General features: G+C 62.6%; 15 protein-coding genes. 2 read left to right on the forward strand and 13 right to left on the reverse strand.

Going from position 1 to position 15,234, the window contains the following annotated elements:
• Window positions 1–150: 150 nt before the first annotated feature.
• From E5678_RS09415 to E5678_RS09475, 13 genes are all read right to left on the reverse strand, one after another.
• Window positions 151–1,611, reverse strand: coding sequence for a cbb3-type cytochrome c oxidase subunit I (locus E5678_RS09415; RefSeq protein WP_136178283.1), 1,461 nt, complete (start codon window positions 1,609–1,611; stop codon window positions 151–153).
• A 12-nt stretch (window positions 1,612–1,623) separates the two neighbouring features.
• A complete protein-coding gene (locus tag E5678_RS09420; RefSeq protein ID WP_136178284.1) occupies window positions 1,624–2,058 on the reverse strand; it encodes a cytochrome c in 435 nt (144 codons plus the stop codon).
• A 331-nt stretch (window positions 2,059–2,389) separates the two neighbouring features.
• On the reverse strand, window positions 2,390–2,668 hold the full coding sequence (locus E5678_RS09425; RefSeq protein ID WP_136178285.1) for a cytochrome C oxidase subunit IV family protein: 279 nt from the start codon (window positions 2,666–2,668) through the stop codon (window positions 2,390–2,392).
• A 12-nt stretch (window positions 2,669–2,680) separates the two neighbouring features.
• Window positions 2,681–3,250 (reverse strand): cytochrome c oxidase subunit 3, encoded by a 570-nt coding sequence (locus E5678_RS09430; protein ID WP_136178286.1) that lies wholly within the window; start codon window positions 3,248–3,250, stop codon window positions 2,681–2,683.
• A gap of 226 nt (window positions 3,251–3,476) precedes the next feature.
• Window positions 3,477–5,024, reverse strand: a complete 1,548-nt coding sequence (locus tag E5678_RS09435; RefSeq protein WP_247597013.1) for a cytochrome D1 domain-containing protein — start codon at window positions 5,022–5,024, stop codon at window positions 3,477–3,479.
• Window positions 5,025–5,121: 97 nt separating this feature from the next.
• Window positions 5,122–6,513, reverse strand: coding sequence for a heme d1 biosynthesis radical SAM protein NirJ (gene nirJ / locus E5678_RS09440; RefSeq protein WP_247596966.1), 1,392 nt, complete (start codon window positions 6,511–6,513; stop codon window positions 5,122–5,124).
• 119 nt (window positions 6,514–6,632) lie between these two features.
• Window positions 6,633–7,112 carry an AsnC family transcriptional regulator gene (locus E5678_RS09445; protein ID WP_136178287.1) on the reverse strand — a complete coding sequence of 160 codons (480 nt, stop codon included), beginning with the start codon at window positions 7,110–7,112 and terminating at the stop codon, window positions 6,633–6,635.
• On the reverse strand, window positions 7,099–7,620 hold the full coding sequence (locus E5678_RS09450; protein WP_136178288.1) for an Lrp/AsnC family transcriptional regulator: 522 nt from the start codon (window positions 7,618–7,620) through the stop codon (window positions 7,099–7,101). The genes E5678_RS09445 and E5678_RS09450 overlap by 14 nt, the downstream gene beginning before the upstream one ends.
• Complete coding sequence (locus E5678_RS09455; RefSeq protein WP_136178289.1) at window positions 7,607–8,659, reverse strand: Lrp/AsnC family transcriptional regulator; 1,053 nt, start codon at window positions 8,657–8,659, stop codon at window positions 7,607–7,609. The genes E5678_RS09450 and E5678_RS09455 overlap by 14 nt, the downstream gene beginning before the upstream one ends.
• A 3-nt stretch (window positions 8,660–8,662) precedes the next feature.
• The gene (locus E5678_RS09460) at window positions 8,663–9,862 is read right to left on the reverse strand and encodes a cytochrome D1 domain-containing protein (protein WP_136178290.1); all 1,200 of its coding nucleotides are present in this window, start codon (window positions 9,860–9,862) and stop codon (window positions 8,663–8,665) included.
• Complete coding sequence (locus E5678_RS09465) at window positions 9,859–10,224, reverse strand: cytochrome c (RefSeq protein ID WP_136178291.1); 366 nt, start codon at window positions 10,222–10,224, stop codon at window positions 9,859–9,861. The genes E5678_RS09460 and E5678_RS09465 overlap by 4 nt, the downstream gene beginning before the upstream one ends.
• Before the next feature lie 6 nt (window positions 10,225–10,230).
• Entirely contained in the window at window positions 10,231–10,551 is a 321-nt protein-coding gene (locus E5678_RS09470) for a c-type cytochrome (protein ID WP_136178292.1), read from the reverse strand.
• A gap of 128 nt (window positions 10,552–10,679) precedes the next feature.
• Entirely contained in the window at window positions 10,680–12,401 is a 1,722-nt protein-coding gene (locus E5678_RS09475) for a nitrite reductase (protein WP_136178293.1), read from the reverse strand.
• 216 nt (window positions 12,402–12,617) lie between these two features.
• Between E5678_RS09475 and cobA the strand changes: the two genes are divergently transcribed.
• Together cobA and E5678_RS09485 are read left to right on the forward strand one after the other, a co-directional pair.
• Complete coding sequence (gene cobA, locus E5678_RS09480) at window positions 12,618–13,463, forward strand: uroporphyrinogen-III C-methyltransferase (RefSeq protein WP_136178294.1); 846 nt, start codon at window positions 12,618–12,620, stop codon at window positions 13,461–13,463.
• A gap of 437 nt (window positions 13,464–13,900) precedes the next feature.
• Window positions 13,901–15,205 carry a nitrate regulatory protein gene (locus tag E5678_RS09485; protein ID WP_136178295.1) on the forward strand — a complete coding sequence of 435 codons (1,305 nt, stop codon included), beginning with the start codon at window positions 13,901–13,903 and terminating at the stop codon, window positions 15,203–15,205.
• Window positions 15,206–15,234 lie beyond the last annotated feature (29 nt).

A 15,234-nucleotide genomic window follows, 5' to 3' on the forward strand; every position in this document is an offset into this window, starting at 1 on the left:
TTGACACCATCGTCCGTCAATTGATGCGCGCTCGTCCCCGAGACGCCAGAAGCGGTCCCCCCGAGGAAGCCGCCGATCTGGCTTGGCCTGTCGGCTGGCATCGCCCCCAGGAGGGGGCGACGCCGAAGGCGGCGCAGGGGTGCTTCATTTTCAGGCCCGCTGTGCAGGCTGGCCGCGCAACATGCCACCACCACCCACGCGAGGGGCCTCAACATCGTCCTTCAACACATGTTCTCCACCGATGAAGAAGCTGGCGAAATACGTGAACTGGCCGATCAGGAAGATCACGCCACCCACAATGCGCACCCAGTAGAAGTAGGCCAATTGGTCTTGCGTGGCCATGAATCCCATGGCGGTCCCGTCGGTGGGCATGCGTTGCAGCCAAACTTGCAGGATGCCGGCACCGGTCAGGGCCAACACCATCACGGCCATTCCGATGGTCATGATCCAGAAGCTCCACATTTCATAGGCCTGTGCTCTTGGGCTGTTCGCGATGCGTCCGCGCAGCGTGGGCATGGCGTAACTGATCAAGGTGATCACCACCAGCACATAGGCACCGTAGAAAGCGAGGTGGCCGTGTGCGGCAGTCAGCTGCGAGCCGTGGGTGTAATAGTTGACCGCGCTGAGCGTGTGCAGAAAGCCCCACAGACCAGCACCCAGGAAGCCCATCACGGCGCAGCCCACAGCCCACAACACAGCGGCCTGGTTGGGGTGGTCGCGGCGGCGGCGCTGCACCATGTTGAAAGCGAACACCGTCATCATGAAGAAGGGCAGCGGCTCCAGTGCGCTGAACACACTGCCGATCCAGAGCCAGTAACCCGGCATACCAATGAAGAAGAAGTGGTGACCTGTGCCCAAAATGCCGCTCATCAGCGCGAAGGCAATGATCACGTAGAGCCACTTGTCGATCACTTCACGGTCAACGCCGGTGGTCTTGACCAAGACGTAGGCCAGCAACGCACCCAGGATCAGTTCCCAGGTTCCTTCCACCCAAAGGTGAACCACAAACCACCAGTACATTTTGTCGCGCACCAAGTTGTGCGGATTCACAAAACTGAACAGGAACATCAGCGCCAGGCCCCAGAGGCCGATGAGCAGCACCATGGAGATGGCGGTCTTGCGTCCCTTGAGCACGGTCATGCTGATGTTGAACAGAAAGCCCAGCATCACAATGACGATACCGACTTTGGTCGGCAACGGCTGCTCCAGGAACTCGCGCCCCATGGTTTGCAGCATGTCGTTGCCGGTGAGTTCGGCCAGCTTGGCGTAGGGCACCGTGAGGTAACCCACGATGGTCAGGCCACCGGCGACCAGGAAGACCCAGAACAGCAGCTTGGCCAACTTGGTGGAATAGAGCTCGGTTTCCGACTCTTCCGGCACCATGTAGTAGGCCGCGCCCTGGAAGCCGAACAGCAGCCAGACGATGAGCAGGTTGGTGTGGACCATGCGGGCCACATTGAAGGGGATGTAGGGGAAGAACAGATCCCCGATCACGTATTGCAGGCCGAGCGTGATGCCAAAAATGATCTGCGCAGCAAACAACACCATCGCAGCGATGAAGTAGTTCTTGGAGACCGATTGGCTCTGGTATTTGAGTGTGGTGATGGTCATGGTGTTCTCCGATCAGCCTTCGATGTTCGGTGGCCAGTTTTCGGTGTTGATCTCGCCGGTCCATTTCAGGAACTCGACCACGTTGTCCAGCTGCTCATCGGTCAGGTTGAACTGGGGCATTTGCCGACGGTGCGGCGCCCCGGTGGGCATGGCTTTCATCCAGGCCTTGATAAAGTCAGGGCCACGGCGCTTGTAAACGTTGCCCAACTCGGGTGCGAAGTAAGCACCTTCGCCCAGCAGCGTATGGCAGCCGATGCAATTGCGGGTTTCCCAGATTTTTTTGCCCGCAATGACACCGGGCGTGATGTTCTCCGCGTTGGAGCGCTCGGGAATCCGCCGCTCACTGTCGAAAATGATCGCCGCAAACAGCAGTATGAAAAACACACTGCCCCCATAAAACATATTGCGGGCCATTTGTTTGGTAAACCCGCTTTGCCCTTGGCTCATGAAAGCCCTCCATCCATAGTTGATGGCGGTATCCTACTTTTTTTGTCGGGTAAGTTAATTGACCTGGATCAAGGAAGGCACCAGACAGTGTTTCGGAGCTGCCCCGATCCACTTTGCAGCCCTTGCGTGGGCAAGCTTGAACCCCACATTGCGAACTCAAGCCGTGCTCATCTCGCCGTTCCCCGCCGGCGCAACCGCCCCATGGCCGGCGTGGTGCTGCGCGGCGCCGAGGTTGCTTTGCCCGCTTGCGCAGGACATGCGCTGGCCTTTGTGCCGTTCGGCGTTGTGACGGTGTTTATCGTTCGCCGCTGGCGTTGCGCAGCGCTGCTCGTCAAGCCCGCAAGCCGACGGTGACGAGTGCGATCAAAACGATCATCACGACCATCCAGGCCAAGACAGCACGCCGCCACAGCGCGGGCGCGGTGCGCAGCTCCATGTAGTCCAGCGCGATCAGTGCGCCTTTGAAGGCAGCGAGCGCAAGCACCGCCAGCACGGCGCCGCTGGACAACGAATGGCCGCCGCTGGTCACCACGGCCTCGCCCAGCCACCAGCTCAACGCCGTGGCCAAGGCGAGCAGGATAGCGACGGTGTTGATGCGGCGGATGCTCATGGGTATGGCCTTTCAGCGGATGACATAAACCAGGGCGAACAGCACCATCCACAGCAGGTCGACCATGTGCCAGAACACGGCGCCCGATTCAGGGCCGTTGAGGTGTTGGGGGCCGTAAGCGCCCTGGCGAGCTTTCCACCCCAGGACGGCAAACACCCACGCGCCCACCAGCACATGGAGAAAGTGGAAACCCGTGAGCATGGTGTAGAGCACGGTAAAACTGTTGTCGGCCCAGTCGAATCCGGCGACGATCTTGCCGGCGAACTCGTGGCTCTTGACCCCCAGAAAGCCCACGGCGCCCGCCATTCCACCGTACAGCCACCGGGTCCCGGCACGGCCGTGGTTGTTGCGGAACGCATGGACGGCGCGCGCAGCACACCAGCTCGCCGCCACCAACAGCAAGGTGTTCAGCGCGCCAGTGGACAGATCAAGAGCGCCCTGCCCCTGTGCAAACAGCGCGGGTTCACGCCAGCGCGCGAAAGCAAACGAGATGAACAGCAAGCCAAAGGTGAGCAGCTCGACCAGGACCAGCAGCCAGATGACACCGTCGCCGGGCAACCGGGGTTCGGAGCGCTCAGACATGACGTGAGCCAGGTGCGAATTTCAGGGGAAGCGGTAGAAGCAAGGCGCAGTTCACGGTGGATTGGAATGGATTCAAGGCAAGCGAACGTGCCGTTGGAGCACGTGCCTATTCTTGGGCAACCGTGGAGCAGCCCTTTGACAAGTTCAGCTGGCCACAGGGGGGCTGCTTCCCCCAGCCGCAAGAGAGGGGGGAGCCGCAAAGCGGCGCAGGGGGTGCTTCACTTTTCTAATGTGAAGTGCCTTCGGATCGGGAGATCTTGTTCCACACGTTGTATTTGCCCACCGGCTTGCTCATGGGCAGGCGCTTGACCTCTTTGAAGGTGGACGCATCATAGATCACGAGCGCACCGTCCATCTCCCACACGCTGGCCAAGGCGTATTTGCCGTCCTTGGTGAATTCGATGTGGGCCAGGGTCTTGCCCGGCTCCTTGACCTCGGCCACGGGTTTGAGCGTGGTCTTGTCGATGATGGTGAGCGTGTCTTTGGCGGTGCGGCTCATCATGGAATCGGTCCAGGCGTAGCGCGTATTTTCGTGGCTGCGCATGAAGAAGCCCGGGCCTGGCGTGGGAATGGTGGCCACCAGTTTCCAGCTCTTCATGTCGATCACGTCGATGGCCCCGTCCTTGAGGTTGGGGCTGGCCAACACGGTGCTGCCGTTCCAGGGAAAGGTGATGCCTGAGCCCAGATGCGGCATGCCGGCAATGGGGAGGTCGGCGATCTTGCGGCGCGCATCGAGGTTGACCACCTGGGCGCTCGCGTCGCTCGACTCGCCTGCCGTATCACCGCGGGTGGCACCGAGCACGTTGCTGTAGCTCTGGTCAAAGAAGAAATCGTCCAGCGGTTGATCCAGTGGCGTGCGCCGCACGCCCAGGAAGCCCGGCTTGGCGACGCCCTCCCCCATCTTGTAGTCGTGCACATAACCGTCAAAAATGGGCTCAGCCTTCGGGTTGTAGGAGATCTCCCAGAGCTCGGGAATGTCTTTGAGCGCCACCACAAAACTCTGGCGCGGCTCGGCGTCATAAACCGCAGAAACACGCGACGTGGCCTTGCCGTCGAGCGTGGCAGCTGCATAGGTCTGCTTCAGGTTCAGATCGGCATCGAACAGGGCGAGTGTGTGCGGCAGATAGTTGGCCGCCATCACCCATTGGCCGTCACCGCTGACCGCGACATTGCGCATGTTGATGCCGGCACGCACCTCAGCCACCACGCGCAAACGCCACAGATCGTACTTGGTGATCCAGCCATCGCGCGATCCAAAAAAGACATAGCGCCCGTCTGGCGTGAACTTCGGCCCACCATGCAATGCGAACCGCGTGGGAAAGCGGGCCACCACTTCGAACTTGTCGCCATCCACCAAGCTCACGTGGTGGTCCCCGCCCTCCACCACGACGAACAGATTCATCGGGTCGGCACTCCACACCGGCTGGGCGAGCTCGTTGGCGGGTGCGGGGTTGAAGGTGCGCGAGTCGCGGATGTCAACCTCGCTCCAGGTGGGCGCGGGAACCACGGGCGTGCGCACGTATGCCGCCAAGGCAGCGATATCTTCCTTGGCCAGTTTGTCGGCAAAGCCCGGCATCTGGGTGGCCACGCGCCCGTGGGTCATGACCTGCAGCGCCTCGGCTGGCCGCAGACGCGAGAGGCTTTCGGGCAACAGCGCGGGACCCATGCCACCCGTGCGCTGCGCGCCATGGCAGGCGGCGCAGTGTTCGGTATACAGCGCCGCGGCGCGAGCCGTGGATTCGGGCGTCTGAGGGGGTGTCTGCGCGCTGGCCATGTCGAAGCCCATCCAGCACAAACCGGCCACGAGCAGGGCGCGACCGGCGTCGGCGAGCCAATCCATGGCGCGCGATGAGAGGGGTGCGATGGTGTGGTCAGGCATGACCGACCTCTTCCCGCATCAGCACCACTTTTCGCACTTTTGGCGTGGGTGCAAAAGGCTTGTTTTCAAGGCGGCCGGCATCGCTGCCCGCCGCGGCGCCGATCTCTTCGTCGGTGAGGTAACAACCGGGATCTTCGGCCCAAGGGTTGCCGGTGAGTTGCTGGGCACGCACACGGGTGTTGCCATCGCAAATGTCGAAGTGGTGGCAGGTGGCGCAGCGGCCTTCCACCTTGCGGGGCTTGGCCTTGAGGCCCGCCATGAGCGGATCGCTCAGATCGCTCCAGATCTCAGAAAAGGGGCGCTCGCGCACATCGCCCAGCTTGTGATGCCACCACATGGTGTCGGGGTGCACATGGCCCAGGTTGTCGATGTTGGCCACGTTCACGCCGCTGCTGTTGCCGCCCCAGGCCACCAGCCGCTCGCGCAGGGCTGGCGCCCATTGCGGAAAACGCGCCTGCACCCATTGCAGCAGGTACGGCCCATCGGCATCGTTGTTGCCGGTCACATACTCTTCGTCCAGCCCGCTTTGAGCGGCCTCCCAGGCGCGTTCGAACAGCAGGTCGAGCGCATCGCGGGTGGCAACGTGCTGCGCGTCTTTGCCGCGGTGGATGTTGCCGCGCCCAGCGTAGTTGAGGTGGGAGAAATAGAACTTGTCGACCTGCTCGGTGCGCATCAGGTCGAGCATGGCCGGCAGGTCGTGCGCATTCAAAGCCGTCATGGTGAAGCGCAACCCCACCTTGACACCGCGTGCGTGCAACAAATGCACAGCGGCCAGGCTGAGGTCGAATGCGCCTTCGAGGCGGCGGAACTTGTCGTGCGTTTCGCGCAGGCCGTCGAGGCTGATGCCCACGTAGTTGAAGCCCATGGCAGCGATGCGGTCGGCCATCGGCTCGTCGATCAGGGTGCCATTGGTGGACAGGCCGGTGTAAAAACCCATGTCGCGCGAGCGCTCGGCAATCTCAAAAATATCGGGTCGCAGCAGCGGCTCGCCACCCGAGAGAATGAGCACCGGCACACGGTAGGCCTTGAGGTCGTCCATCACAGTGAACACCTCTTCGCGCGACAGTTCGCCTTCGTAATCGTGGTCGGCCGAGAGTGCGTAGCAATGCTTGCAAGTGAGGTTGCAGCGTCGGATCAGGTTCCAGATGACGACGGGTCCTGGAGGCTGCCTCCCCCCTGCGCCGACGCTGTGCGCCGTCACCCCCCCAGGGGTGCGATGCTGGCGGCCTGGCACAGCCAGTTCCGCGGCATCCACGGCTGGACTCCCCATTTCTCCCCCGACGTGTTTGCCCGGTTGCTGAGGAACACGGGGCGCTGGTGTTGGATAGACGCCGGTTTTTTCGGCTTGCGCGATTTCGCGCAGGTATTGGCTGATACGGAACATGGGGTTCTCCTTGGTGCGGAACGCGAGATGTCTTCAATCCGGAATGCTGTGGAACTGGCTTTGCCAGGCCGCCAGCATCGCCCCTTAAAAGGGCTCGCACACAAGCGCGACGGGGTTGTTCATGCGCTCAGTCGCAGACCTGTTTTTTTCAGGATTTGGGTGGAATAAAGGATGTCGTGTGAGGTGCACGCGTCGCCGAGCATGCTCGCGATGTGCTGCGCCTGGTGTTCGACTTCTTCTCGCGAGCGGCCGTGCAGCATCGCGAACAGGTTGTAGGGCCAGACCGGCAGGCGGCGCGGGCGGCGGTAACAGTGGCTGACGCCGGGCAGGTCGCCGACGCGCGCACCGAGTTGATCCACCAGGGCGTCATTTACGTCCCACACACTCATGCCGTTGGCGGTGAAGCCCAGCCGGTAGTGGTTGGGCACGGCGCCAATGCGGCGAACCAGGCCCGTCTCCAGCATGGACTGCAAACGCTCGCGGACTTGTTCGCCCGAGACACCCAGGGTGGCCCCGACCGCTTCGTACGGCCTGGGTACCAATGGCAGGCCAGCCTGTGTGGCACGGATCAGCCGGCGGTCAAAATCATTGAGGGACATGCAAGCCTCCCGGCGCAGCGCCATCGCCTAGCAGCGGCAAGCGCAACTCGACGAAAAACTCTTTTTCCTTGGGAAAATCGTACACGGTGAGGCCTGTGAGCGCTTCGATGCGCTGGAGCAACGGCGCCATCTGTCCGATCGACTCTACCGCCAGCACAAACCACATGTTGAGCTCGGGCGTAGCGTCACCTGGCCGCTTGCCGAAAGCCGATTCTCGCCTGTAATTGTGGGCCACCTCAGCCAGTGCATCCAGCTGGGCCGTCACGGCCGTGAACCGCTCCTCGGGCACCGCCATGGCTGCCAGCACAAAACGCCCACCGGCACGCTCGATCTGAAACAAGGGCCCGAAGCGGGTGAGATCGCCATGGCTCAGCAGACGCTGCAAACGCTCGATCACGGCCTCTTCGCTGCAGCCGAGCTGTTCGCCCACCGCGGCAAAGGGTCGATCGGAAATGGGAAAACCGCCGTGCAGAAAGCTGACCAGGCGGGCATCGTCAGGCGACAGCATGAAGCACCTCCTGGGGCGGTCCGCCGGACGGCAACCCGGGCACGTCGCGAAAGCGCCGAGCACCGGTCTGCTTGAAACGGCGGGTGGAAAACAGCACGGCACGGCGGTAGTCGTCCAGACCAGCAGCAACCCGCACCCTTTCCAGCACCTCATGCACGACTGCGCGGTCGGTGCCGTGCACCATGCAGTACAGGTTGTAGGGCCACTGCGGCGCGCGTTCGCGCCGGTAGGCCAGTGTGACGCCGGACTGACGGGCCAGTGCCTCGCCGCAGGTATCAACCAACCCGTCGGGCACGTCGAACACCGTCATGGCATTGGCCGAGAACCCCAGCTCGTGGTGTCGCACCACCACACCGAATCGCTTGAGCGTGCCGCGTTCGATCCAGGCGTCCAGCGTTGTCAGCACCTGGTCGACAGACATGCCGCAGGCCTGGGCCCAGAGGTCGTAGGGCCTGGATACAGGCTGCAACCCCGCCTCCACCTGCTGGGCCAACCGCCAGTCGCCGGCACCGAGGGGCGATACGCATGCGGCCCGATCGGCGCGCATGGGCACCGGCGCCGTGGCATGGCGCAGGTCGAAACCAAGATCGATGCGGTAGGCGCGCTGCAGACGAAGGCGAAGCGCGGGCAGGCCTGTGGCCTGCTCCAAGGTCAACATGGCCGTTTCCACCGCAGCCGCATCGCGCCCTGTCATCACGAACCAGAGGTTGAAATCGTGCTCGCGCTGGTAGTTGTGGTTCACACCCGGGTGGGCCGACACCAATGCCGCCACCTCGGCCATGCGCGCTTGTGGCACCGCCATGGCGGCGAGCAGGCCAGCCCCTCCAGCACCGGGGGAAAAGACCCCGCCGATGCGGCTGATCGCACCCGCCCGCTGCAACCGGTCACAGGCGTCGAGTACCGCCTGTTCACACAGATCCAGACGCTCGCCAAGCACAGCAAAGGGTTCGCGGACCAGCGGAAAACCATGTTGCCACCCATTGAGCAGCGCCAGATCGGCGCTGCCTTCGGCAAGGGGTTTGAGCGCGCGCGTGTCCATGGCTCAGAACCCCATGCGTGCGGCGCGCGAAGTGAAGAAAATGCCGCTCGGTGAGGGCACCTCAAGGCGCTGGCGCACGGCGAAGCTGTGTGTGTCGATGACGCTGACACGGTTGTCATCGCGGCTGCTGATCCACACCACCTCACCGCGCGGCGTGAACTCCATGTGGAGCACGGCCTTGCCAGGCTCCAGTGTCTTGACGATCGCTTGCGTCTGGGTGTCTATGACCTGTACGCGGTGGTAATCGGGCACGGAAAAATTCACCCAGACCTGACGACCATCGGGCCGGGCCATGACGAACACCGGCTGACCGGCAACTGGAATGCGGCCAACTTCGGCCCAGGTATCGGTGTCGACAACCAGCACTTCATGGCGACCAATGGCGGGCAAGTAGGCGCGGCGCCCGGCCACGGCCCAACCGCGCAGATGCGGCATCTTGTAAACGGGCAGCGGTTCCTGGCCACGGCCATAGCCATTCAAAATGCGGCGGACCTCGGGTTTTTCAGCCCACAAGTCGATCATGGCCAAGCCATCTTCGCCAAACAGGCCCGCAATGTAGTGGCGGCCATCGGGCGTAACCAGTCCGTCATAAGGCTGGTGGCCAATGCCTTCGAATTTGGTGGTCTTGACTTGCTTCGGGTCTGAGCAGTCGCTGACCCAGATGGCATCGCCATCGAACAGGCTGTAGGCGAATCGCCCGCCTGGCAGATCAACCAGCCCCACCACGCGGGACAGTTTGCCTGGCGCGTACTCGGCGGGAATATCGGCGACGAGCTCCAGCGTGCGTGCGTCAAACACCTTCACGCCGCCGGGCTTGTAATTTTGCGCGGCCACCAGCGTGCCGTCGGCACTGATGGCACCACCGATGGAATTGCCCGCCTGCATGACCCGTCGCGTGATGCGCTGTTCGAGCAGGTTCACCTGCGTGAGACCGCCATCGCGACCGAACACGTAAGCGTAGAGGCCATCGCGGGAAAACACCACCGACGCATGTGAGAGATCGCCCAGGCCGGGGACTTCACCGATCAGCGTTTGTGCCGAGGTGTCGACGAGGTAGAGCGTGCCGTTGGCGCGGCCGATGATCACTCCGAGGTCGCCCGTGCCGCGCAGCATGGGCGCAGCAGCGCATCCTTGCAAAGCACCCAGCACGGCGACGGAGGGCAGCGCTAGCGCTGCAGCAGAGAAAAGATCGCGGCGTTTCATGGGGTCTGTCTAGATGATTCTTCGGGGAAGCCTTGTTGCAGCCGCTGGGCGATCCAGCGCGCTTCAACTTCGCTCAACATGGCGCTCCAGGGCGGCATGGGTGTGCCCGGTCGGCCATAAAAAATGGTGGCGGTCAGACTGGCGAGCGGTATGTCGGCCATCGCCGCCTGCGTCAATGGTGGCCCAAGGCCACCTGTGAGCCGCATGCCGTGGCACGAGCCGCAGTCTTGCCGCACCATGTGCACCAGGGTCTGTTGGCGCCGAGCGTCCGGCTCACCCACTTGTGCCGGTGGTGCTGCGAAAACCGCAGCACCCGAACAAAGTGCGAGCAAGACCAGTGCCGAGCGCAACAGACTGGGCATGGGAAATCAGGACTTCAGAATGAAGGCCACCGCTTCTTTGAGGCTGGCATCGTCGATCTTGGCCACCGGATTGGGCGACATGGGGATGGGTCCCCAAACACCCGAGCCGCCCTTGCGCACCTTGTCAAAAAGCTGGGCGCTCATGTCCTGGCCCTTGTACTTGGCGGCGATGTCCTTGAACGAAGGACCCACCAGTTTTTTGTCTTTGGAATGGCAGGCCATGCAGCCGCCCTTGGTCAAAGCCGCTTCGCCATCGGCCATGGCCGAACCCGCCGAGAAGGCCAAAGCCACCGCTCCGACCACAGATAAAAGTAATTTCGATTTCATATCGCTATCCAAAAGAGTTTCTGCACAGAATTGTCTACACCCAAGGCACAGCGGATCCGGCTTGGCCGGTCCGCCAGTGCCGCCCCCCTTGAGGGGCTGACGCGCCGCAGGCGCGGCGCGGGGGTGGGTCAATAAACGTCGTTCTGCGTGTTGTTCACGTTGAAGTGGCCCGTGGGCGTGATCAGGCGCGGGTCCTTGATCACAGCCTTGAGCTTGAGCGTCTTGTCGTCCACCACGACCATGGCGCTGATCTTGTCCTTGGCACTCCAGACCGAGAACCAGACTTCATCGCCCGCCTTGTTGAACTCCGGCTGCACCACGCGTTTGGCACCGTCATCCTTGATGTCGGCCCACTCGCCGATCGGCAACACGGTGAACCCTTTTTCCAGGTTGTTGATGTCGTACACGGCCACCGATTGCGAGATCTTCGGATCGGGATTCAGTGGTGTGTCCGAATACAAGTGATTGGACTTGGGATGGCTCTTGATGAAGAGTGCACCGCCGCCTTGGCCCGTGAGCGTCTGCACCACTTTCCAGGCATTTTTCGGGTGTTTGACGGGGTCGGTACCAATCAGGGAGATGGTGTCATCTCCCAGGTGGCCAGTGGACCACACAGGACCAAACTTCGGATGAATGAAGTTGGCACCGCGGCCGGGGTGGGGAATCTTGCCCACATCGATCAGCGCGGTCAGCTTGTCCGTCTTGAGGTCAATGACGGAAATCTTGTTGCTCTGGTTCGCTGCCACCATGAAGTAGCGCTTGCTCGAATCCAGGCCACCGTCGTGCAGGAAAGGCGCCGAACCAATCTCGATCGTCTTGAGTGCGTCGAGATCGGAGTAATCCACCATCAGGGTCTTGCCGGTTTCCTTGACGTTCACGACAAACTCGGGCCTGAAGTGGCTGCCCACGATAGAAGCCACGCGCGGCTCAGGGTGGTATTCCTGCGTGCCCACCACATTGCCCCGGGTCGAGACGATCTTGAGGGGTTCGAGGGTATCGCCGTCCATGATGACAAATTGTGGCGGCCAGTAGGAACCGGCAATCACGTACTTGTCTTCATAACCTTTGAACTTGCTGCTCTCGACCGAGCGCGCTTCGAGGCCAGTGCGAATTTCCGCCACCGTGTCGGGCTTTTCCATCCACAGGTCGATCATGTTGATCCTGGCGTCGCGGCCGATCACGAACAGGTACCGACCTGAAGCCGACATGCGCGAGATATGCACCGCGTAGCCGGTTTTGAGAATGCTGATGATTTTCTTGGAGTCCCCATCGATCAACGCAATCTCACCCGCATCGCGCAGCGTGGTCGAGAAAATGTTGGTGATGTTGTAGGCGTTCATTTTCTTGGTCGGCCGCTTCTCAGGCGGAACGATGACCTTCCAGCTGGCCTTCATGTCCGCCATGCCGAACTCGGGTGGGATCGGTGGCTCGTGCTGGATGTAGCGGGCCATCAGGTCCACTTCCTGGTCATTGAGCTCGCCCGAGGTACCCCAGTTGGGCATGCCGGCCGGCGAACCGTAATTGATGAACACCTTGAGGTAATCCGTGCCCTTTTCGACCGTGAGATCGGGTGTCAGCGGCTTGCCCGTGGCACCCTTTCGCAGCACGCCATGGCAACCCGCGCAGCGCTCAAAATAGATCTTGCGGCCGATATCGAACTCGGCCTGCGTCATGGCTGGCGCCTTGGGGTTGACGCTTTGGTGCATTGGCGAATCGCCAATGGGTGAACTGCCCGCCTGGTAGTTCGCCTCGGGTTGGGTCAGGGTTTTCTTGTCCTCGGCATGAATACTGCCGGCAACGAGCATGGCGGCCATGGCCAGCGTGCCCAGAATGATCTTGGTGGGTTTCATGGGTTCTCTTTCCGTCACGGAGCAGCTGTTGTAAGCAGTCTGCCCACCCCTCCAGGGTTTTCAGACCAGTTCACCCGGCAGCTGTCCATTGCCGGTGAGTGAACAGTCACCATAGTCAACTGCGGCTCAGGCCTTGTCCTTGACCCAGGTCAAGGACTGCACAACTCCGCCGCAGAACAATGGGCACAACAACAAGCCCACGCAGGAGTGCAGAACATGAGCGTCATGGAACCCAGCCATTGGCTGACCCCTGGCTGGTCGGAGAATGAGTCCGGCTTTGAAGGTCCGCCCGGGGCTGTAACGCTGGTGGGCGCAGGGCCAGGCGACCCGGAATTGCTCACCATCAAGGCCATGCGCGCGCTGCAGGCGGCCAAGCTGGTGCTCTACGATCACCTGGTGAGCCCAGCCATTCTCGATTTCCTGCCCCCCGATGCGGATCGGGTCTACGTGGGCAAGGAATCGTCGCGCCACGCATTGCCACAGGCCTCCATCATCGAGCTCATGATCCGTTTGGCGAAATCGGGGCGGCCCGTGTTGCGCCTCAAAGGCGGCGACGGCTACATCTTCGGCCGAGGTGGCGAAGAAGCCCAAGCCCTTGCGCGTGCCGGCATACCCTTCACCGTGGTGCCCGGGCTCACCGCAGCACAAGGCGCGGCTGCATCTGTGGGCATCCCGCTGACGCACCGTGACCATGCCTGCTCGCTGGTGCTCTCCACCGGTCACCTGCGTGAGAACAAGGCGTTGTCCATGGACTGGACCATGCTTGCCCGCCCGAACCAGACGGTGGTGCTCTACATGGGTGTGAACAACCTGCCCGAGATCTGTCGGCAGCTGATCGCCCACGGATTGCCCCAAGACACGCCAGCGGCCCTGGTGGAGCGAGCTACCCTGCCCGAGGAGCGCTGCATCACCGGCACACTGGCCGACCTGCCCACACTGGCAGTCACCCACGGCGTCAAGCCGCCCGCGCTGATCATGGTGGGTGCCGTGGTGGCCCTGCACCACGAGCTCGGGCCCCAGGCCCAGATCCACCGGCAAGAGATTGCAGCGGCCGAAATCTGAGGCCGAAGCACGCCCCTTGGCAGGGCGGTCATCCCACACTTGGCCTTTGGCCCTCCGTTGGGGCTGCCACGGCAAGTGATGTCACGGCACCGAGCATGCCCCGACGCCGCCCGCGCCGACCGCTCCCCCGAAGGCAGCGCTGTGTTGCACGGGGCTTGCATGGGGGTCGGCCGATAGGTGCCCCCCAATGCCCGGCGCCAGTGGCCTGAATCCCACCCTCTCGCGCAGCAGGCCACGCCACCCCTACCCCTCGCGGATCGCTCGCATGGGCGAACCCCTGTACAGCCAACGTGCTTGAGCGGTTCCGCCTGGGCCGAACGGCCCCTTGGAAACACTTGGACAAGCTCCGGGCTTCGTTCACGGGGTCCACCGCCCGGACCCCGGGCACGGATGTTGCTGCACAGACCCCATCGGCTGCACGCCCAACCTCCAACACGATGACCTCAGGCCTCAGCTTCCTCATTGCCGCCAAACGCTGCGAAATCGCCGAACTCGAACGGCTTGCGTTGACCAGCGTGCTGGTGAACGCAACCGGGCGGTTGGTGCACGGCCTGCAGCGGGAACGCGGCCTGTCCAACCTTTACCTGGCTTCCCAGGGCGCGCGGTGGTCGTCAGAGCGCGATGACCAGATCCACCAATGCGACACGGCCCAGACCGAAGTCCGCGCCTGCTTTGACAAACTCGACACCGAAGCGGCGCCGCGCAATGGCCATGGCGCTCGCTTGTACAGCCGCATCGCCTACGTGCTTCAGGGGCTGGATGCATTGCCCCAGTTGCGGGACCGCATCGCCGCCCAGCAACTCAACCCGGCCCAGGCAACGGCGGCCTACATCCGGTTGATCAACGGGTTGCTGGCGGTGGTGTTTGAAGCGGCCGACAGCGCCGCCGACCCCGGCATTTCGCGTGGCCTGGTCGCGCTGTTCAATTTCATGCAGGGCAAAGAATGCGCCGGCCAGGAGCGCGCCACCGGGTCGGCGCTGTTTGCCTCAGGGCTTGCCGACGCTCCTGCACAGCAGCAACTGCTGCACCTGATCGAGTCACAAGAACGGTGCCTGCAGGTGTTCGGCGAATTCGCCAGCGAAGCGGTGATGGCCACCTGGCGCGCTGCACGGCAACCAGAAGGCCTGGTCTGCCTGGAGCGCTTGCGCCGGGTGTTGTGCACCACCGCCGCAGGTGCCCCCCTCTCACCCGACCTCAGCCAAGCCTGGTTCGATTGCTGCACCGCCACCATGGATGCCATGAAAGCCGTTGAAGATCAGATGTCTTCCGAGCTGCTGGCCCTGTGCGAGCAACGCATCGCATCCACTTCGGCCGAGCTGGCGGCGTTTGAAGTGCTGAACGGCAGCGCACCAGTCAGGCACAACCCAGGCAACACCACTGCACCCGGTTTCTTTGATCCAGCGGCGAGCGATGAACGCTTGCTCGGCACCCCATTGAGCACGGGGGGACAAGGCTTTGGACAGCAGCTCGACCGCTCCATCCTTGAGCTCGTTCAAGAGCAAGCGCACCGCTTGCAAAGCATGAGCGACGAGCTGGACACCGTGCGCGCCAGCCTCAACGAGCGCAAGCTGATTGAACGGGCGAAGGGCCTGCTGATGGCCCACCGCAGCCTGAGCGAAGAGGCGGCTCACAAAGCCATGCGGCAAATGGCCATGAACCAGAACAGGCGTGTGGTCGATGTGGCCGAGGCCGTACTGGCCATGGCAGACGTGCTCCCGGAACCGAAGCGCCATGAAGTCTGACGCGCATGTTGCACCGCACAAGAACGGTG

The sequence above is a fragment of the Hydrogenophaga sp. PAMC20947 genome (genome assembly GCF_004795855.1).
Lineage (GTDB): Bacteria > Pseudomonadota > Gammaproteobacteria > Burkholderiales > Burkholderiaceae_C > Hydrogenophaga.